The 17724-nt window shown below is 67.6% G+C and carries 20 protein-coding genes and 1 pseudogene; 10 read left to right on the top strand and 11 right to left on the bottom strand.

Annotated features, from left to right (window positions below; all coding sequences use genetic code 11):
* Positions 1-198: 198 nt before the first annotated feature.
* Entirely contained in the window at positions 199-906 is a 708-nt protein-coding gene (locus tag ACTJLD_RS02320; RefSeq protein WP_119337037.1) for an SDR family NAD(P)-dependent oxidoreductase, read from the top strand.
* A gap of 31 nt (positions 907-937) precedes the next feature.
* Here ACTJLD_RS02320 and ACTJLD_RS02315 read toward each other — a convergent pair whose 3' ends face one another.
* On the bottom strand, positions 938-1903 hold the full coding sequence (locus tag ACTJLD_RS02315) for a LysR family transcriptional regulator (RefSeq protein ID WP_060357921.1): 966 nt from the start codon (positions 1901-1903) through the stop codon (positions 938-940).
* 214 nt (positions 1904-2117) lie between these two features.
* Here ACTJLD_RS02315 and ACTJLD_RS02310 point away from each other — a divergent pair, with 214 nt between their 5' ends.
* The gene (locus tag ACTJLD_RS02310; protein ID WP_440657884.1) at positions 2118-2582 is read left to right on the top strand and encodes a RidA family protein; all 465 of its coding nucleotides are present in this window, start codon (positions 2118-2120) and stop codon (positions 2580-2582) included.
* 42 nt (positions 2583-2624) lie between these two features.
* On the opposite strand, the gene ACTJLD_RS02305 is transcribed toward ACTJLD_RS02310, so the two are convergent.
* The gene (locus ACTJLD_RS02305; RefSeq protein WP_371142089.1) at positions 2625-4001 is read right to left on the bottom strand and encodes an alpha-hydroxy acid oxidase; all 1377 of its coding nucleotides are present in this window, start codon (positions 3999-4001) and stop codon (positions 2625-2627) included.
* Here ACTJLD_RS02305 and ACTJLD_RS02300 point away from each other — a divergent pair.
* On the top strand, positions 3982-4869 hold the full coding sequence (locus ACTJLD_RS02300) for a LysR family transcriptional regulator (protein WP_060084902.1): 888 nt from the start codon (positions 3982-3984) through the stop codon (positions 4867-4869). The genes ACTJLD_RS02305 and ACTJLD_RS02300 overlap by 20 nt on opposite strands.
* 56 nt (positions 4870-4925) lie before the next feature.
* On the opposite strand, the gene ACTJLD_RS02295 is transcribed toward ACTJLD_RS02300, so the two are convergent.
* Entirely contained in the window at positions 4926-6245 is a 1320-nt protein-coding gene (locus ACTJLD_RS02295; RefSeq protein WP_059621064.1) for an MFS transporter, read from the bottom strand.
* 388 nt (positions 6246-6633) lie between these two features.
* Here ACTJLD_RS02295 and ACTJLD_RS02290 point away from each other — a divergent pair, with 388 nt between their 5' ends.
* From ACTJLD_RS02290 to ACTJLD_RS02275, 4 genes are all read left to right on the top strand, one after another.
* Positions 6634-7053, top strand: a complete 420-nt coding sequence (locus tag ACTJLD_RS02290) for an organic hydroperoxide resistance protein (RefSeq protein ID WP_027787366.1) — start codon at positions 6634-6636, stop codon at positions 7051-7053.
* A gap of 69 nt (positions 7054-7122) precedes the next feature.
* Positions 7123-7449, top strand: a complete 327-nt coding sequence (locus ACTJLD_RS02285) for a DUF4148 domain-containing protein (protein ID WP_301827086.1) — start codon at positions 7123-7125, stop codon at positions 7447-7449.
* Positions 7450-7529: 80 nt separating this feature from the next.
* Positions 7530-7844 (top strand): DUF4148 domain-containing protein, encoded by a 315-nt coding sequence (locus ACTJLD_RS02280; RefSeq protein ID WP_440657881.1) that lies wholly within the window; start codon positions 7530-7532, stop codon positions 7842-7844.
* 72 nt (positions 7845-7916) lie between these two features.
* A complete protein-coding gene (locus ACTJLD_RS02275; protein ID WP_091925411.1) occupies positions 7917-8246 on the top strand; it encodes a DUF4148 domain-containing protein in 330 nt (109 codons plus the stop codon).
* Positions 8247-8506: 260 nt separating this feature from the next.
* Here ACTJLD_RS02275 and ACTJLD_RS02270 read toward each other — a convergent pair.
* Positions 8507-8869 (bottom strand): annotated as a pseudogene (locus ACTJLD_RS02270) (phospholipid methyltransferase); the annotation flags it as partial.
* A gap of 222 nt (positions 8870-9091) precedes the next feature.
* On the opposite strand from ACTJLD_RS02270, the gene ACTJLD_RS02265 reads away from it, so the two are divergent.
* Positions 9092-9817, top strand: coding sequence for a GNAT family N-acetyltransferase (locus tag ACTJLD_RS02265; protein WP_060084900.1), 726 nt, complete (start codon positions 9092-9094; stop codon positions 9815-9817).
* Between the two features lie 48 nt (positions 9818-9865).
* Here ACTJLD_RS02265 and ACTJLD_RS02260 read toward each other — a convergent pair whose 3' ends face one another.
* From ACTJLD_RS02260 to ACTJLD_RS02235, 6 genes are all read right to left on the bottom strand, one after another.
* Positions 9866-10321, bottom strand: a complete 456-nt coding sequence (locus ACTJLD_RS02260) for a MarR family winged helix-turn-helix transcriptional regulator (RefSeq protein WP_059682567.1) — start codon at positions 10319-10321, stop codon at positions 9866-9868.
* A gap of 112 nt (positions 10322-10433) precedes the next feature.
* The gene (locus ACTJLD_RS02255) at positions 10434-10562 is read right to left on the bottom strand and encodes a hypothetical protein (RefSeq protein ID WP_440657879.1); all 129 of its coding nucleotides are present in this window, start codon (positions 10560-10562) and stop codon (positions 10434-10436) included.
* Positions 10559-10930 carry a GFA family protein gene (locus ACTJLD_RS02250; protein ID WP_048022703.1) on the bottom strand — a complete coding sequence of 124 codons (372 nt, stop codon included), beginning with the start codon at positions 10928-10930 and terminating at the stop codon, positions 10559-10561. Before ACTJLD_RS02250 ends, ACTJLD_RS02255 begins: the two co-directional genes overlap by 4 nt.
* A 183-nt stretch (positions 10931-11113) precedes the next feature.
* Positions 11114-12214 (bottom strand): NAD(P)H-dependent flavin oxidoreductase, encoded by a 1101-nt coding sequence (locus tag ACTJLD_RS02245; RefSeq protein WP_440657877.1) that lies wholly within the window; start codon positions 12212-12214, stop codon positions 11114-11116.
* A 240-nt stretch (positions 12215-12454) separates the two neighbouring features.
* Positions 12455-13711, bottom strand: coding sequence for an MFS transporter (locus ACTJLD_RS02240; protein WP_440657876.1), 1257 nt, complete (start codon positions 13709-13711; stop codon positions 12455-12457).
* A gap of 275 nt (positions 13712-13986) precedes the next feature.
* Positions 13987-14913 carry a LysR family transcriptional regulator gene (locus ACTJLD_RS02235; protein ID WP_060172273.1) on the bottom strand — a complete coding sequence of 309 codons (927 nt, stop codon included), beginning with the start codon at positions 14911-14913 and terminating at the stop codon, positions 13987-13989.
* Positions 14914-15149: 236 nt separating this feature from the next.
* Between ACTJLD_RS02235 and ACTJLD_RS02230 the strand changes: the two genes are divergently transcribed.
* On the top strand, positions 15150-15782 hold the full coding sequence (locus tag ACTJLD_RS02230; protein WP_027787377.1) for a hypothetical protein: 633 nt from the start codon (positions 15150-15152) through the stop codon (positions 15780-15782).
* Between the two features lie 13 nt (positions 15783-15795).
* Positions 15796-16479, top strand: a complete 684-nt coding sequence (locus ACTJLD_RS02225; RefSeq protein WP_226230923.1) for a hypothetical protein — start codon at positions 15796-15798, stop codon at positions 16477-16479.
* Between the two features lie 72 nt (positions 16480-16551).
* On the opposite strand, the gene ACTJLD_RS02220 is transcribed toward ACTJLD_RS02225, so the two are convergent.
* A complete protein-coding gene (locus tag ACTJLD_RS02220; protein ID WP_440657873.1) occupies positions 16552-17685 on the bottom strand; it encodes an AAA family ATPase in 1134 nt (377 codons plus the stop codon).
* Between the last annotated feature and the right edge of the window lie 39 nt (positions 17686-17724).

The raw sequence follows: 17724 nt of genomic DNA, 5'->3' as shown, positions 1-17724 counted from the left end.
CGGGTCCCGGTTCGTCAACGACTGCGCTTCGCGCCAACGGGCGACAACTGCCCTCCGCCGCATTTGTTCCCGAGACGCAAGACTGTTGCGCCATGGTGGGTGTTCGAGATCGTGACCGGCGTGTCTACAGTGAGCCCATCGGATTCATCGATCCGTTCGGCACTGAAGCCGGGAACCCATCACCTATCGAGGCAAATCATGAGCGCATCCAAGGTCATCATCGTCACCGGCGCATCGCAAGGCATCGGCGCGGAAACGGTCAACGCATTCCGGGCTCGCGGCCATCGCGTCGTCGCGACGTCACGTTCGATCGGCCCGTCAAACGATCCGGATCTCGTCACCGTCGCGGGTGACATCGGCGATCCGGCCGTCGCGCGGCGCGTGGTCGACACGGCCATCGAGCACTTCGGCCGCGTCGACACGCTCGTCAACAACGCCGGCGTGTTCATCGCGAAGCCGTTCACGCAGTACACCGCGGACGACTATGCGCAGATCACGAGCGTCAACCTGAGCGGTTTCTTCCACGTCACGCAGCATGCGATCGCCGCGATGCAGAAACACGGCAGCGGCCACGTGGTCAGCGTCACGACGAGCCTGGTCGATCATGCGAACAGCAACGTGCCGTCGGTGCTCGCATCGCTGACGAAGGGCGGATTGAATGCGGCGACGAAGTCGCTCGCGATCGAGTATGCGAAGGCCGGCATTCGCGTGAATGCGGTGTCGCCCGGCATCATCAAGTCGCCGATGCATGCGCCCGACACGCATGCGACGCTTGCGTCGCTGCATCCGGTCGGCCGCATGGGCGAGATGAGCGACATCGTCGACGCGATCCTGTACCTGGACTCGGCACCGTTCGTCACGGGCGAGATCCTGCACGTCGACGGCGGCCAGAGCGCCGGGCATTGAGTCGCGGCGTCGAAACCGCGAGCCGGCGCGCCTATCGCGACGCGCCGGCCCGCCTGGCGCGTGTCCCGGCCGGCCGCCTGGCCGGCTCGCGCGCCAGCTGCTCGACGAGAAAATCGACGAACACGCGCACGCGCGACGACAGGAAGCGCGCATGCGGATACAGCAGCATGAAGGGCCGCGACCGGCCGCCGAGGCCGGGCAGCACTTCCACGAGCGTGCCGGCGCGCAGATCCTGCTCGACGATGAAGCGGTAGGTCTGGAACAGGCCCGCACCGCCGCGCGCGAGCGTCACACCGGCGAGGACGTCGCCCGACGTACCGTAGCTGCCGGTCGTCGCGACGTCGACTTCCTCCGATCCATCGTTGAACAGCCAGGGAATCGGCCGCCCGCTGCTCGGCAGCTCGAACTGGATGCATTCGTGCGCATGCAGGTCGTCGATGGCGGCCGGCAGGCCCGCGCGCTTCAGGTAGCCGGGCGTCGCGACGACCACGAGTTCGGCGTCCTCCAGCTTGCGCGCGACCAGGTTCGAATCGGCCGGCGCGCGCCCGCGAATCGCCAGATCGTAGCCTTCCTCCGCGAAATCGATGTTGCGGTTGCTCAGGTGGGTTTCGACGCGCACGTCCGGATACCGCTCGCGAAATGCCGGCAGCAGCGGCAGCACGCGATAGTGCCCATACGGCGTCGGCATGCTGATCCGCAGCAGGCCGGCGGGCGTGGCCTGCTGGCCGGTTGCCTCGCGCTCCGCGTCGACGAGTTGCGCCAGCGCGTCGCGGCATTGCTCGAAGTAGCGGCGGCCGGGATCGGTCAGGCGGATCTGACGAGTCGTGCGCACGAACAGCCGCACGCCGAGACGCTCCTCGAGCCGCGCCACCGACCGGCTGACCGCGGCCGGCGTGACGCTCGCCGCGTTTGCCGCGAGCGTGAAGCTGCCGAGTTCGGCGGCAAGACAGAACAGCTCGATGCTGCCCAGCAGCAGATCGTCGAATTGTCGTTGCATGGTTCCTGCGGTCTCCGGCGGATGGCGCGCGATGGCGCGACGAGTGTGCATGAATCTCGTGCGGGAAACCAGCGGGCGCGCATGGCGCGATTCGTTACACCGCGTCGTGAATCAATTGCGCGACCGACATTTACCGGCTTCGGCCGCGTGACTACAGTGCAGTGACTCGCAGGCAGTACCGATCGCCCGACCCTTTTCCCGCAAGGAGCATGACATGACCGTCGAACAGAAGCTGGCCGACCTCGGCCTCGCGTTACCCGAACCGCCGAACCCGCTCGGCAGCTATACGGCCGTCAGCGAAGCGGGCAATCTGTTGTTCGTGTCGGGACAACTGCCGCTCGTCGACGGCAAGGTCGCGTATACCGGCCGCGTCGGCGAACAGTTGAGCGTCGACGACGGCAAGCATGCCGCCCGGCTCGCGGCGCTGAACGTGCTCGAGCAGATCCGCCGGCACCTGGGCGGCTTCGAGCGCCTGAGCAAGATCGTGCGCGTCGAGGGGCACGTCAGTTCGGCCGACGGCTTTTTCGGGCAGCCGGCCGTGATCGACGGCGCGTCGGACCTGTTCGCCGCCGTGCTCGGCGACAAGGCGGGACACGCGCGCTCGGCGTTCTCCCAGCGCCAGTTGCCGGCGAACGCGGCCGTGATCCTCGTCGTGATCGCCGCGATCGATCCGGCGTGACGGTTCGGCCGCCCCGCAAGGCCGCAAACGGCCTCCCCCGCGCTACACGGCCGTCAGCGACGCCGGCACGCCGCCTTTCCGAATCAGCACGTCGGGCGTCAGGCCACTGCACCGTTCGACGCCCAGCATGGCCATGTTCCGGTCCACTTCGTCGCGCAGCAGCCCGATCGCGTGCATGACGCCGGCTTCACCGGCCACGGCCGCCGCGTAATTGAACGGCCGCCCGACGAACACCATGCGCGCGCCCATCGCGACCGCCTTCAGCACGTCCGACCCGCGCCGAAAGCCGCTGTCGATCATCACCGGATAGTCCGCGCCCAGCGCCCGAACCACGTCGGGCAGGATCCGCATCGGCGAGACCGCGCCGTCAAGCTGGCGGCCGCCGTGGTTCGACAGGATGATGCCGTCGGCGCCGGCGTCGCGGGCGATGACGGCATCGTCCACGCTGAGGATGCCCTTGATCACCAGTTCGCCCTTCCATTCCTGCCGGATCCGTTCCAGGTGGCCCCAGTCGAGATGGTCGCGGGCCGAGAAATCCCGCTGCACCGTGGACGACAGGATCGGCGCGCCGCGGGTGGCAAAGGAGTTCTCGAAATGCGGCATGCCGTGCGCGAGCAACGTCCGGGCGAAGGTGCCGGCGAGCCAGCGCGGGCGCACGATGCCGTCCCAGAACAGGCGCGGCCCGGGGCGCAGCGGCGTGGTGAAGCCGGTCCGCACGTTGTTTTCGCGATTGGCGGACACGGGGATGTCGACCGTGATCACGAGCGTCCGGTAGCCGGCACGCGCCACGCGTTCGAGCAGCGCGCCGATGCGACCTGCGTCGCCGGGCAGGTATGCCTGGAACCAGGTTTCCGGCGCGGCGGCGGCGACCTCCTCCAGTGGAATGAGCGACGAGCCGCTCATGATCGACGCGATGCCCGCGCGCTGTGCGGCACGCGCCAGCACGATATCGCCGCGATAGGCCGACAGCGCGTGGATCCCCATCGGCGCGATGCCGAAAGGCGACGCGTAGCGTCGTCCGAACAGCTCGACGCCCTGCTCCCGCTGTGAAACGTTGCGCAGCACGCGCGTCGCAAACCCGTACTCGTCGAACACGGCACGATTGTCGTCGCGCGTGCGGTTGTCTTCCGCGGCGCCGCTGACGTAGCCGAAGATCGGGCGCGGCAGCGCGCGGCGTGCCGCGGCTTCGAAATCGTGGAGACACAGCATCTTTCGCAGCACGCGCGGCATGTGCGGCGTGCGCGTATCGGCAAGGGGGCGGCTTGTTCCGGGAACGGATGAGGCGGAAGGAGTCATGTCTGAAGCCTGTTTTCGAATCGATGGCGGAATTTTAGGTACGCGCGGCATGCTTAAAAAGCGATAATCTTCCAATGAATTTGTTCGATAAAAGCGAAAGACAATGGCGACCCCGACTCTCAAGCAGCTCGACGCGTTCTACTGGGCGGCGACCTGCGCAAACTTCTCGACCGCTGCGCAACGGCTGCACCTGTCGGTGTCGTCGCTGTCCAAGCGCATCAACGAACTGGAACAGGTCGTCGAACGCACGCTGTTCGACCGGAGCGGCCATCGGGCCGTGCTGACCGACGACGGCGAGGCGCTGCTGCCGGCCGTGGTGCGGGTGCTCGAGTCCGTCGCCGCGCTGCAGGAATCGGTTGCCAGGGACGAAGGGTTGAGCGGCCGGCTGCGCTTCGGCGTCGGCGAACTGTCGGCGCTGACGTGGCTGCCCCGCTTCGTGGCGGCGGTCCAGAAGCAGCACCCGAAGCTGGCGCTGGAGCCGCATGTCGACGTGGGCGCGGCACTGGAGGAGAAAGTCGATGCCGGTGAACTGGATTTCGCGGTGATCGCCGGCCGGTCGTCGCGCAGCAGTGTGCTGTCGCAGCCGGTGGCGGAAGCGCGGTTCGCGTGGATGGCGGCGGAGGCGCTGGTCGGCCGCGAGCGCGTCCTGACGCCGGCGCTGCTCGCCAGCCATGCGCTGGTGCTGCTGCCGTCCGGTTCGGGCGTGACACGTATTCTCGACGACTGGCTGCTCGCGTGCGGCGTCAATCACGCGCGCAGGATCGAGTGCAACAACTGGAGTGCGGTGGCCGGCATGCTGGGCGAAGGCGTCGGCATCGGCTTCCTGCCGGTCGACTGGGCACGCGCGCGGCCGGGTGGCCATCTCGTGCAGCTGACGAGCGAGCCGCCGCTGGCGCCGCTTCAATATGCGTTCCAGTGGCGCCGCGGCGACGTGCGCGGGCTGATTCCGTCGATGCTGTCGCTGGTGCGGCATTACGCGGACTTCCGCTGAACCCGTGCTTGCCGCCCGGCGTCAGGCCCGGGCGATCGCGAAGAAGCGTGCCGTCGTCACGCTTCGTCGATGCGCGAGACCTGCCTGGGATCGGGCATCCACAGGTAGCACAGCAGCGACACGAGCACGCACGCCGACACGTAGTAGAAGAACCACGCTTCGTGTCCGATGCTCTTCATCCACAGCGCGACGTATTCGGCCGTTCCGCCGAACAGCGACACCGTGATCGCGTACGGCAACCCGACGCCCAGTGCGCGCACGCCGACCGGAAACAGTTCGGCCTTGGCCACGGCGCTGACCGACGAATACAGGCTGACGATCAGCAGTGCGGCGACGATCAGCGCCAGCGCGGCGCCGGTTGTCTGAACGCCGCGGAGCGCCTGGAAGATCGGCACGGTGCAGAGCGTGCCGAGTACGCCGAACGCGATCAGCAGCGGGCGACGCCCGACGCGATCGGACAGGCTGCCGAAGATCGGCTGCATCGCGACGAATGCCAGCAGGCTGATCACCGAGACCATCGATGCGTCGGCCTTGCTCATCCCCGCGCTGTTGACGAGGAATTTCTGCATGTACGTCGTATAGGCATAAAACGCGACCGTGCCGCCGAGCGTCAGGCCGGCCACGATCAGGCACTCGCGTTTGTGGTGGAACAGGTCGGCGATCGACGCGTGGCGGCGCTTGCTGCGGCGGTGCTGCTCGAACGATGCCGTTTCCTGCATGTTGCTGCGCAGGAAGATCGCGCTGCAGGCCAGCAGCGATCCGAGCAGGAACGGGATGCGCCATCCCCAGCTTTCGAGTTGCGCGGTGGTCAGGAAAAACTGCTGCAGCACGACCAGCACGCCCATCGCGAGCAACTGGCCGAGCGACAGGGTCGCGAACAGGAAGCTCGAATAGAAGCCGCGCCGGGACTTGTCGGCCATCTCGCTCAGGTACGTTGCCGAACTCGCGTATTCGCCGCCGAGGCTCAGCCCTTGCAGCAGTCGCGCGAAGACCAGGAGCACCGGCGCGGCAAGGCCGATCGTGTCATAACCGGGGGTCAGGCCGATGATCAGCGAGCCGACGCACATCGCCAGCACCGAGACGAGCAGCGCGGCCTTGCGTCCGTTGCGATCCGCGTACAGGCCGACGAGCCAGCCGCCGATCGGGCGCATGACGAAGCCGACGGCGAAGATGGCCGCCGTGTTCAGCAACTGCACGGTCAGGTTGCCGTTGGGAAAGAACGCCTTCGCGAAATACAGCGAAAACGCGGAATACACGTACCAGTCGTAATACTCGATGAGGTTGCCTACCGATCCGCTGAAGATGGATCGAAGGTTCGCGAGGGTTCCGGTCGGCCGGGAATCCGTGGCCGTTGCAAGAGGGCTGACGCGCGACACGTAATGTCTCCGTTTCGATTGTGCTCGTGATCCGTGCAAGTGCCGGCCGTGGGCGGGCCGCTTGCGATCGGGTGTGGCAAGGGTAGAAGAGACGTTGCGTTGTAGAAAGCGAAATAATGACAAGGAGCCTGTTCGCTTTCTGGAAAGTCAGGCCGGCAACTCCCCGCTTCCGTGTCTGTTTCGGCGTCGTTCCGTGTTCCCCGGTTATCAGGGATCGATCGCCGGAAAGCCTTGTCCTGGAAGGCGCTGCGCGTTCGAGATACATTGAAATACAAAATATCGCATCCGATTTAATCGAATGCGCTTGACGTGGGCGGGCGACAAGACCAAACTGCGTCGCATGCGATCGAATCGCATCTGAGACAAACCTCAACTGACGGAGCAAATGATGAGCAAGATCGAACAAGTGCTGTACACGGGCAAGACGCATACGACTTCCGGCGGCCGCGACGGTGCGGCACGCAGTTCCGACGGCCGCCTCGACATCCAGTTGTCGTCGCCGGGCAGTGCCGGCACCGGCACCAATCCCGAGCAACTGTTCGCGGCGGGCTGGTCGGCCTGCTTCATCGGCGCGATGCAGCTCGCGGCGCGTGCCGCGAAGGTGACGTTGCCGGCCGATCTCGCCGTCGACGCCGAAGTGGATCTCGGCACCGCCGGCAACGCGTACTTCCTGCAGGCCCGGCTGAACGTGAGCGTGCCGGGGCTCGATCGCGACGTCGCGCAGCGCATCGTCGATGCCGCGCACCAGACCTGCCCGTATTCGAAGGCGACGCGCGGCAACATCGACGTCGACATCCGTATCGCTTGAACGTGCGTCGGGCGGCCCGGCGCCGCCTGACCGAATGCCCGGTTCTTATTCTTTTTTTCGAGGTGAATGATGAATACCCGACTGATCGCCGCCCTTCTCGTCGCTGTTTCGGCCTCTGCTGCCGCACCGGCGTTCTCCAGCGAAACCACCGTGACGCGTGCGCAGGTGCGCGCCGAACTCGCCCAGCTGCAACACGCCGGCTACCCGCTGAATCGCGCGACCGACGCAACCTATCCGGACGATCTCCAGGCCGCACTCACGCGGATCCAGGCGGCCGATGCGGTCGCCGGCAACGATCAGGCGTCCGGCTACGGCGGCAACGTCGATGCGGCCACGCAATCGGGCCGCCGGCATGCAGTCAGCGTGGCCGACCGCTCGGTGTATTTCGGACATTGAGCGTGCTTGCGCCGTCCGTCGAAACGCGAACCCTGAATCCCTTCCATCCCTGTTCTGTCGAGGTAAATGATGAAACCCAATTGATCGCCGCCCTTCTCGTCGCCGTGTCCGCCTCCGCCGCCGTACCGGCGTTCGCCGATGAAGCCGTCGTGTCCCGCGCGCAGGTGCGTGCCGAGCTCGTCCAGCTGGAACAGGCCGGTTATCAGCCGGGCCGCGCGAACGATCCGCACTATCCGGTCGACCTGCAGGCCGCGCTGACGCGCATTCACGCGAACGACGCCGTGATGGCCGATGCGGCGACATCCGGCTACGGCAGCGAAACCGTCGCCGCGACGCAGTCGGGCCGCCGGCCCGCGACACGCGTCGCCGAACGCTCGATCTACTTCGGTCATTGAACGAAACCGCGAACGGCGCCGGCTGCCGGCGCACGATGCGCAACCGCTGAATCCATTTTTTTGTCGAGGTGAATGATGAAGACCCCACTGATCGCCGCCCTTCTTGTTGCCGTGTCGGCCGCCGTTGCCGCGCCGACGTACGCTGGCGAAAGCACCGTGTCGCGTGCGCAGGTGCGTGCGGAACTGGCCGCACTGCAAAAGGCCGGCTACCTGCCGAACCGCCCCAACGACCCGAACTATCCGGACAATCTGCAGGCCGCGCTGCGCCGGGTTCACGACAACGATGCGGTCGCGGTCGGGTCGCAAGCGTCCGGTTACGGCGGCGATGCCGTCGGTGCAACGCAGTCGGGAAACCGCAGCGTGATTCGCATGGCGGAGCGCTCGATCTACTTCGGCCATTGAGCATGCGTCGCCGGAATCGTTACGCCCGTCCGGGCGGCGCGGTACGACGTGCGGGGAACGGGGGCGCGCGACCACGACGCGCTCCTCGTCGGCCTTCGGCGGCAAGCGGCGATGCAGGCTGACGTACATCCGTTACTTGCGTCGGCCCGGGATTCGATCGCGCGCGGCACCGATGCGGCCGCCGGTTCTCGCGACCCGCGCGCATGCAAGAAGAGACAGCATTCGTGGCAGGCCGAACAACACCCCATTCCCAAGCGCGTTCACGATGATGAACGCACGTCTGCCGATGGCCCGGCGCCGCTCGAATCGAGTGACGGCGTATGGCGCAACCGGGTGATATCGACGCCGTGCAGGATCGTTGCTTCCGCAACCGCATCCCGCTGCGGCGGTGCATCAGTCCATTGACGGCCGATTGCATCGACCCGACGCTCGAAGCGGTACACGACGGCGGGCGGAAAGTTCATCCACGCGATGCCGATCCGGATGGCGCGAATGTGCATCGCCTCCAGGTAGCGCGGCACGTAGGTGAACGGGTAGAACACGCCATCCGCGGCCAGGTGGCGCACGAACGCGCAGTGAACGATCGCGACGGCCTGTTCGGCCGGCATCGCGACAAGCGGCATCTCGTCGAGGTGATTGCCGGTACCGGAGGGGATGGGCTGGCGGTGATCCTGTCGTTTCCGGTCTGGGTGGATGCGGCGCGCGGGCAACGCTAGCCCGGGCTTCGGCAACACGTGCCGCGCATCCCGCACCGTGCCGGTGACACGATCGATGTTGCGCCGCGCGCTGCCTCTCCGGTCCCGGTCTATGCTGTGCAACCGAAACCTTCAATCGAGGAGCAGCCGATGTCCGATGCAACGACCGGAAACGCGACAGGCGCAACAGGCAGTACGCACCCGCTCGACCATGTGGTGTGGAACGCGCTGACCGGCAGGCAGCGCCGCTTTGCGCTCGGCGACGGCCGTGCATGGCGGTTTCCGGCCGCCATCGCGCCGTTTGCCGCGATCGAGGATACCGGCGCGGCATCGTTCGACGCGTTGCGCGCACTGGTCGCCGCACACGGACCGGCGGCACTCGTCATGCCGGACGAGATCGAATTGCCGGCGGGCTTGTCGGCGATCCGGCGCGCGACCCTGTTGCAAATGGTCTGGCAAGGGACGCCCGCCCCGGCACCTGAAGCGGGCCACGTCACGCTCGCCGAAGCCGACGTGCCGGACATGCTCGCGCTGACCACGGCCGCGCAGCCCGGCCCGTTCGGCCCGCGCACGTTCGAGCTCGGCCGCTACATCGGCATCCGCAGCGAAGGCAGGCTGGCCGCGATGGCTGGCGAGCGGATGCAGGTCGACGGGTATACCGAGATCAGCGCCGTGTGCGTGGATGCCGCGTTCCGGCGGCAAGGGCTGGCGGCACGTCTGATCCGGTCGTTGATCGCGGCCATCGACGCGCGCGCGGAAACGCCTTTCCTGCACGTCCTCACGTCCAACCGGGTCGCGATCGAGCGTTATCTCGCACTGGGTTTTGTCGTGCGCCGCGAGATGCACCTGCTGGTGCTGGGCGACGGGCACGCATGACGACGCGGCCGGCACGATGCACGTGCCGGCCGCTGGTAGCCCGTGGGCTTATTCGTCGGTCGAGCGGATCAGGTTGCCGCGCAGCGTGACGATCGCCTTCTGCATCTTCGCGAATTCGTCCGGCTTCAGCCCGGTGGCCTCGACGAGGTTCATGTCGAGCCCCTTCTCGCGCACGCGGCGCCCGCTCTTCGTCAGGCTGACGAGCACCTGGCGTTCGTCCGACGGATCGCGATGCCGCTCCAGGTAGCCCATTGCCTCGAGCTTCTTCAGGATCGGCGTCAGCGTATTGGATTCGAGGAACAGCTTCTCGCCGAGCTGGCCGACCGTCTGGTTGTCCTGCTCCCACAGCGCAATGATCGTGATGTATTGCGTGTACGTGAGGCCCAGCTCTTCGAGGATCGGCTTGTAGGCCTTGCCGAACGCGAGGTTCGTCGAGTAGATCGCGAAGCACAGGAACTCGGACAGCTTCGGCGCGGCGGTGGATGGTGCTTCGGTCGGTTTCATGAACGTCCTCCAGCGACGCGAACGGCCGCAGATGGACGGATTATATATCGCGTGCGATCTTATCGGAAGCATGATAAATCGGTCTCGATGAACCAACGGGCGCCGCGCGCCGTCAAGGCGGCGTGCGGCGCTTGCCGGTCTGCACACGGCTGGCCGACAGCAGCGTGCATTGCACCGGATGCGCGATTTCGGTCGCGACCCCGCCTGCCGCAAACAGCAGGATCATCAGCCAGCGTTTCATGCGTCCTCCACGACCGAAAGGCTCGCGCCGTCGGCGACCGTCGCGTCGAGCGCATACGGGTCGATACCGTCAAGGCAGCCGAGATTGACGCGCCAGCAGGCCGGGTCCTTGCGGGTCTGATGGAACGGATAGACGCCGCAATGGCTGCAGAAATAGTGGCGTGCCGTGTGTGTGTTGAAGCGGTAGCACGTCAGCGCGCCCTCGCCTTCGACGATCTTCAGTTCGCTCGCGGCGAACATCGGGCTCATCAGCGCGCCGCGCCGGCGGCACAGGCTGCAGTTGCAGCGAACCGCCGGCGTCACGGCGGCTCGGACTTCGAATCTGACGGCCCCGCAATGGCAGGACCCTTTGAGCCAGGTTGCAGACATGGTGCGCTCCAGAAGAGGTCATGCCTGCTTTATAACGGACGCCCGAACCTGCGATGTATCGCGATGTATCCGCGGTTCGCGCAGATACAGGACGTTTCAAATCGGCGGCGGGCAATCGGGTTGCATTCTCCGATCGCCGGCATGCGCATGCGGCCCGCCGCGTGTGGAGCGCGGATCGCGCGATCAATCCAGCACGTGCTGCATCCGCTCGATCGCCGCCCGCGTCTCGCGTTCGAGTGCGGCGAACAGCTCGGCCGCCGGCAGCTGCCGCACGAGCGGCGCCGCCTGCCCGGCCCACTGCGCGCCGTAGCCGAATTCGCCCTTTGCCTTCGCGGCTGCATGCAGCGCCTTGCCGGCGTCGTAGGCGATCGGGTACGCGGGCGTGGCCGGCGCCTGCGGGTCGTCGCCGAGCGCGGTCAGCCGGTTCGCGATCCCGCGCGCGATCCGGCCGGAGATCGCGGCCGTGAACGTTGTGCGCCGTGCGGCGCCACTTAGCAGCGCGCGGCGATAACCGTCGTCGATCGCTGTCTCCGGGCACGCGACGAAGGCCGTGCCGAGCTGCGCGGCCTGCGCGCCGAGCGCGAGTGCGGCGGCGATGCCCTCGCCGTCCATGATGCCGCCGGCGGCGATCACCGGCAGCGCGCATTCGCGCACGATCAGGCGCGTGAGCGCGAACGTGCCGAGGCGGTCGTCACGGGCGGTCGAATCGAACACGCCACGGTGGCCGCCCGCTTCGATGCCCTGCGCGACGATCGCGTCGATGCCGGCGGCGGCGATCCGGCGTGCCTCGTCGAGATTCGTCGCGGTCGCGAACAGCGTGACGCCCGCGCGCTTCAGCGCGTCGATTACGTCCGCGGACGGCAGCCCGAAATGGAAGCTGACGACGGCCGGCTTCTCTTCGACGAGCAGCGCCTGCATCGCGTCGTCCGCGACGAAGCTCGTATAGATCTCCGACAGCGATGCGGGCGGCGTCGCGCCGTATTCGCGGAACGCCGGCGCGAGCCAGTCGAGCCAGGCGCGTTCGACGGCCGCGTCGGCGCGTGCCGGCTGGTGGCAGAACGCGTTGATGTTGAACGGCCGGTCGGTGAGCGCGCGCGTGTCGCGGATCATCCTGCGGGCGCCTTCGGCGTTCGTCGCGCCCACGCCGAGCGAGCCGAGCCCGCCCGCATTCGACACGGCGGCCGCCAGCGCCGGCGTGCTGACGCCGGCCATCGGCGCCTGGACGATCGGTGTGCGCACGCCGAGTGTGCGCAACAGCGTCCGGTTGTCGGTCGATTGATTCATGGCGCTGGCCTCCTGCAAGATCCGCAATCGAAATGCCTCGACCGGATGCGGGCCGAAGCGCGTGGGTCGTGCCTTGCGCGCAGCCGGTCGCATGAAAGTTCTGTCGAAAAGGCGCGCAGCCGTGCGGTGCGGTGTTTGCCGTCGCGGCGACGGCGTACGACATCGCGCGTTGCGCGGCGCGGCACCTGCTGCTGCGCCCATCCTACGCCCGCCCGTGACCCGTCGGCCAGCGGCTATCGGCTATCGGCCGCGCGCCCAATGCGCGAGCCCCGCGCAAGCCGCCAGCAGCGCACCCGTCACGAAGAACACCGAATGCAGCCCGAGCGCGACGCCGATCTGCCCGCCGATCACCGGGCCGATCACCTGCCCGCTGAACTGGGCGGACTGCAGGTAGCCGAGCATCTGCCCGGTCGCGCGCTCGTCGACCGATTGCCGCACGAGCTTGCCGATCGACGGCAGCAAGCCCGCGAGGGTCATGCCCATCAGCGCGCGCAGCGCGGCGAGCTGCCACCAGTGCGTGACGAACGCCTGCGGCACCATCGCGAGCGCGGTCAGCAACAGGCAGCCGATGATCACGTTCCAGCTGCCGATCCGGTCGGCCAGCGCGCCGAGCCGGGCGGCGGTCAGCATGCTGCCGAGCGCCGAGCACGCCATCACGACGCCGGCGATACGCGCGAGATGATCGCCACCGACACCGAGGCCGCCGATATAGACGGTGATGATCGGCTCGATCGACATGTTCGCGAGCAGCACCATCATCGCCGTCACCAGCAGCGCGGCCACCGCCGCACGATTCGTGCCGCGTGACGTGCCGGCCGTCGCGCTCGCGGTGCGCGGTTTCGCGTCGGTGCCCGCGTGGAAATCCTCCTTCACGACGAAGATCGTCAGCAGCGCGGCGACGGCGATCATCGCGCCACCGGCGAAGAACGTGCCGCGAATGCCGAGCCAGCCCGGCAGCAGCCCGCCGACGAGCGGCCCGACCAGGTTGCCCGCGAGCGCGCCGGTCGACAGGATGCCGAGCGCCCAGCCCGCGCGTTCGCGCGGCGCCTGCGTGCCGACCATCACGGTCGAGGCCGACGCGTAACCGCCGACGAGCCCCGCGAGCAGCCGCAGCACGACGAGTTCGACCACGTTGTGCGCGACGCCGATCAGCGACATCACGATCGCCATGCCGATCGCCGCGCGCACGAGCATCGGCTTGCGGCCGAAGCGGTCCGCGAGCCGGCCCCACAGCGGCGCGGTGACGGCCGTGCCGAGAAACGTCGCGCCGAACGCGACGCCCGACCACTGGATCACGGCCGACTGCGCTTCGACGCCGAGTTGCCGCACGTACAGCGGCAGGAACGGCAGCAGCATGCTCAGGCTGACGAGCGTCGTGAACGACCCGAACACGCACACGGCGAGATTGCGCCGCCAGTAGCGCGCGTTGCGTTCGGCGTAGCCGGCGGAGGGCCGTTCGGCCCGTGCCGCGGCAGGGGCTTGCGAGATCGTGCTCATTGCGCCCTCGCCGTCGTGGTCGTCGGTGCGGCAAACCCTTGGGCTACGAAATTTGCCGGCAACGGCACGAAGGCGAAACGCGCAACGCCGATGCCGGATCCGGCGCGGCGCGCGCCGAACGCACGGGCGCGGGGCCGGCCAGGAAGCGCTCGATCCATGTTGACCTCCATTCGCTGAACGGGCGCCATGCGCGTCCGTTGGTTGAAGGAAGTCTAGATTGAGCCGATTGCCGAGTGAATCGCCGTCACTCGAAAGCCATTCTTCCGTATCCCGGTTCAATCGCCGTCGGTGATGGCCGCCAGCCGCGCGAAGTGCTCGCGCAGGCGCGGCGCCGCGAAATCGACGAACGCGCGCACCTTCGGTACGGAAAGGCGCCCGTAAGGCGTGACGAGATGGATCGGCAACGGCGCGTGTTCGCTGTCGCGCAGCACGATCCGCAGCGTGCCGTCCCGCACCGGTTCGGCGACGTGGTAGGAAAAGAGCCGCGTGACGCCGTGGCCGGCGACGGCCGACGCGACCGCGCCGCGGATCGTGTTGATGATGAAGCGCGGCGCGAACTGGACGACCTGCGGCAGCGCTGCCGGCGCGGACGGCGGGAAGCTCCACGAATCGAGGCCGAAATGCGTCATCGAGATGATCCGGTGCCGGGCGAGATCGGCCGGCGTCTCGATGGCCGGATGCGTGGCCAGGTAATCGGGCGACGCCACGACGACCCGCCGCACCGCGCCGACCGGAATCGCGACCAGCGTCGAATCGCTCAGGTGCGCGATCCGCAGCGCGACGTCCATGCCTTCGTCGATTAGGCTGACGGGACGGTCGAGTAACTGCAGGCGGATCGACACGGCGGGATGGCGTTCGATGAATTCGTCGAGCAGCGCGCGCAGCACGTCCTCGCCCGCGGCGACCGGCGCGGTGACGGTAAGCATGCCGCGCGGCGCCGAGCGTTCGTCGGCGACCAGCATGTCGGCTTCCTCGAGATCGGACAGGATGCGGCGGCACGCGGCGGCGTAGCGTTCGCCGGCTTCGCTGAGCCGGATCGTCCGGGTCGTGCGGTACAGCAGCGCGGTGCCCGTGTGCGCCTCGAGAAACGCGATCGCGCGGCTGACCGCCGCCGGCGACCGGCCGAGCTTGCGGCCCGCGCCCGCGAGGCTGCCTTCGTCCAGCGTGGCGACGAACACCTTCATCGCGTCGATTCGATCCATGGTTTGAGCGGGCCGGGTGCGAACGGCCGTGTGATGGGCGGCAGGCAAGCGAGCGAGCAGTCTACCGCACACCGGTGCGATGCCCGGCCCGGGGGATGCTGCACTTGCCGCTTTGGCCCTACAATGCGCAGGCGAAAAAACCGCACGAACGGCCGTCAGGGCGCCGCGTTCATCGAACGCAGCGTCCGACATTCAAGCGGTTCCGCTGAATAACGAACCACAACCAACCCGCACTCATGAAAAGAAGAACATTTCTCGCGCTGCCCGCCGTGGCCGCGTCCGGCATGCTTGCCGGCTGCTCCAATTTCGGCCCCGTCACCAAGGCGTGGATGAGCGATTCGAAATACGACGAAACCCTGTCGACGTTCCTGATTACCGCGGACGGCAAACAGCTCGTCGTGCTAGGCAAGAAGTATCACTACATCTTCGAGATGCCGCCGAGCCTTGCGACGGTGCTCAACGCCCCCTATCGCCCCAAGATTCACACGGCGTTCAGCGATTTCGAGGCGCACGGCGACGCGATTACCGGTCAATACACGATGAGGCTGGACTACGCGGATGCGCCGACCGGCTCCGACGTGCGCGAGCGTGCGCTCGCGGACGGTTTCAAGAAGGACGGCGCCTACCTGGAGTCGGAAGGCAGGATCAGCGGCAAGCGCTATCTGCCGAACGATGTCACGTCTTCGTCAGTCCCGCAGGCGTTCAATCGGCCGTACGAGGTCACGGTGACGGACAAGCTGACGGCTGTCGGCCGCGGCGCGAAGCTGGCCTTGTCGCCGATCGCGATGGCGGCCGATGGCGCGTTGGGCCTGCTCGGCCTCGCGCTGTTTCCGATCGCGCTCACCACCTTCATCATCGTGGCGAGTTGAGGTGCGATCGGCGATGAAATCTCCTGTCCGAAACCTGTTCCGCATCGGCTGCGCGGCGGCCTGCCTCGCGTTCGCGCAACATGCCGCTGCCGAAAGCGACTGGGACGCCGCGCGCCATGTCCGTACCGACTGGGTGTTCGCGTCGATGAAGGAAAGCGACGTGCGGCCCACGCTCGATCGCGCGCTGAAGGACCAGGCGCGCTGGGCCGGTCTGCCCGGCAACGCACCGGATGCCGGTGCGTTCAGCTGCACGAAGCTCGCGCTGCCGCCGCCGTCGGCCGAAGCGCAGGCCGCGTTCGACGCGGCGCCGTCGTCGCGCGGCCGCGACGCCGACAAGGCCTACGCGAAGGCCGCATCGCTCGGTTCGTGGCGAGCGGCCGCGCGCCTCGCGAGCAGTTCGCTCGACGACGAGGATTGGGAAGGCGCGCAGCCGGCGATTGCGTGGCTGCTCGTTCATCACGTGCCGGCCGGCTACAACAAGCTTGCGGATGTCTTGCAGGCGATGTCGGGCTACGACGGCGAAACGCCCGGCGAGGGCATGAGCGGGATGATCGCGTCGCTGCGCTGGCGCGCGGCGCGCGAAGGCGATCCGGTCGCGCAGATGGAAATGGCCGACCTGTTCGAGAAGCTCGGCCAGCCCGATCTCGTCACCGCGTTGCGCGCGTGTGCGACGCAGCAGAATCCCGCGCTGAAATGATGCGAGCCGGTATGCCGCAATGACGGGCGGCATACCGGCTCGTGCGGTGACATTTGCCGTGACGCCGCCGCATCAGACTTCGTACCGCACCGCGTGCGCCTCGGTGGGCAGCGGCGGATCCCAGCGCGGCAGCATCGCCTCGAGCGCGCGGTTCGTCAGCGACGTGTCGCGCCGCGCGTTACGGCGCAACAGCTCCGCGCGCGGCTGCTCGAGATAGACGAGCGTCACGTCGGCGCCGTACGCGAACAGCAGGTCGAGCGTCTTCTTGCGCATCAGCGGCGACAGGTTCGTCGCGTTCCACACGAACGGCCGCTTCTCCCGCAACAGCGCTTTCGCGGCGTCGACCGCATGGTGCGCGACGGCGCCCTCGTTTTGGCCATGGCGCAGCCCCAATGCATCGCGTGCATCGTCGAACGACACGACGGGCAGGTCCGGATGATGCCGCGCGACCCACGTGTTCTTGCCCGACGCGGGCAGGCCCGACATCACGACGACCCGCGAGCCCGGCGTGCGGAACAGCGGATAGTCGGGATGCACGTCCGCGCCGCGAAAGTAGCTGAGCGCGGTGTGCGCATCGGCGAACGCGCGCGGCTGGCCATAACACCCCTCTTCCCGCGCCAGTTCGCGCAACAGTTCGATGTTGTCGAGCACGCGCTGCGTATCGCTGCAGATGCGCCCGCGCATATCGGCTTCGGCGAGCAGGCACAGCAGCGGCAGGCTCACCTGCCACGACAGTTCACGCGCGATGAACTCGGGCGTGCCGCGGCGCGACCCGCTCATCGCGAAGAACGGCACCTGGTGCACGGCGATCATCCGGCAGATCGCCTCGCGCACCGCGAACGGCACGCCGGCATCCCACAGCGCGATACGCGCATCGATCGCTCCCTTGCGCGAGTGGCCGGGATGACCGATCGCGCCGGTGACGGGATCGACGACCGTCGTGCGGTACTTCGCGATGTCGTGCAGCAGCGCGGCCAGGAACACGATTTCCTGGTCGGCGCGCGATGCGGCCTGATAAGCGGGCAACGCGAGCAGCGCATCGATCACCATTGTCGTATGCGTCCACACGTCGCCTTCGCCGTGATGCGCAGGCTCCTGCGGTGTCGTCTTCGCCTGTTCGAGCGCGGGAAACGCCGCGATGCATGCGCGGTAGTCCGGCTGCCGTCCAGGCGCGGGCACGAGTGCCTGCAGTTGTTCGTACTTCATGATCAAGACTCCTCTCGAAACGGCGCACGGCCGTTCCGC

This window comes from Burkholderia sp. 22088 (genome assembly GCF_052045915.1).
Taxonomy (GTDB): domain Bacteria; phylum Pseudomonadota; class Gammaproteobacteria; order Burkholderiales; family Burkholderiaceae; genus Burkholderia; species Burkholderia cepacia.
This window is presented reverse-complemented; position numbering and strand designations above follow the sequence as displayed.

Coding starts and splice junctions, on each gene's coding strand:
- ACTJLD_RS02320 (WP_119337037.1), top strand. CDS start 199: ATGAGCGCATCCAAGGTCATCATCGTCACCGGCGCATCGCAAGGCATC.
- ACTJLD_RS02315 (WP_060357921.1), bottom strand. CDS start 1,903: ATGCAACGACAATTCGACGATCTGCTGCTGGGCAGCATCGAGCTGTTC.
- ACTJLD_RS02310 (WP_440657884.1), top strand. CDS start 2,118: ATGACCGTCGAACAGAAGCTGGCCGACCTCGGCCTCGCGTTACCCGAA.
- ACTJLD_RS02300 (WP_060084902.1), top strand. CDS start 3,982: ATGGCGACCCCGACTCTCAAGCAGCTCGACGCGTTCTACTGGGCGGCG.
- ACTJLD_RS02290 (WP_027787366.1), top strand. CDS start 6,634: ATGAGCAAGATCGAACAAGTGCTGTACACGGGCAAGACGCATACGACT.
- ACTJLD_RS02285 (WP_301827086.1), top strand. CDS start 7,123: ATGAATACCCGACTGATCGCCGCCCTTCTCGTCGCTGTTTCGGCCTCT.
- ACTJLD_RS02275 (WP_091925411.1), top strand. CDS start 7,917: ATGATGAAGACCCCACTGATCGCCGCCCTTCTTGTTGCCGTGTCGGCC.
- ACTJLD_RS02265 (WP_060084900.1), top strand. CDS start 9,092: ATGTCCGATGCAACGACCGGAAACGCGACAGGCGCAACAGGCAGTACG.
- ACTJLD_RS02260 (WP_059682567.1), bottom strand. CDS start 10,321: ATGAAACCGACCGAAGCACCATCCACCGCCGCGCCGAAGCTGTCCGAG.
- ACTJLD_RS02255 (WP_440657879.1), bottom strand. CDS start 10,562: ATGAAACGCTGGCTGATGATCCTGCTGTTTGCGGCAGGCGGGGTCGCG.
- ACTJLD_RS02250 (WP_048022703.1), bottom strand. CDS start 10,930: ATGTCTGCAACCTGGCTCAAAGGGTCCTGCCATTGCGGGGCCGTCAGA.
- ACTJLD_RS02245 (WP_440657877.1), bottom strand. CDS start 12,214: ATGAATCAATCGACCGACAACCGGACGCTGTTGCGCACACTCGGCGTG.
- ACTJLD_RS02240 (WP_440657876.1), bottom strand. CDS start 13,711: ATGAGCACGATCTCGCAAGCCCCTGCCGCGGCACGGGCCGAACGGCCC.
- ACTJLD_RS02235 (WP_060172273.1), bottom strand. CDS start 14,913: ATGGATCGAATCGACGCGATGAAGGTGTTCGTCGCCACGCTGGACGAA.
- ACTJLD_RS02230 (WP_027787377.1), top strand. CDS start 15,150: ATGAAAAGAAGAACATTTCTCGCGCTGCCCGCCGTGGCCGCGTCCGGC.
- ACTJLD_RS02225 (WP_226230923.1), top strand. CDS start 15,796: ATGAAATCTCCTGTCCGAAACCTGTTCCGCATCGGCTGCGCGGCGGCC.
- ACTJLD_RS02220 (WP_440657873.1), bottom strand. CDS start 17,685: ATGAAGTACGAACAACTGCAGGCACTCGTGCCCGCGCCTGGACGGCAG.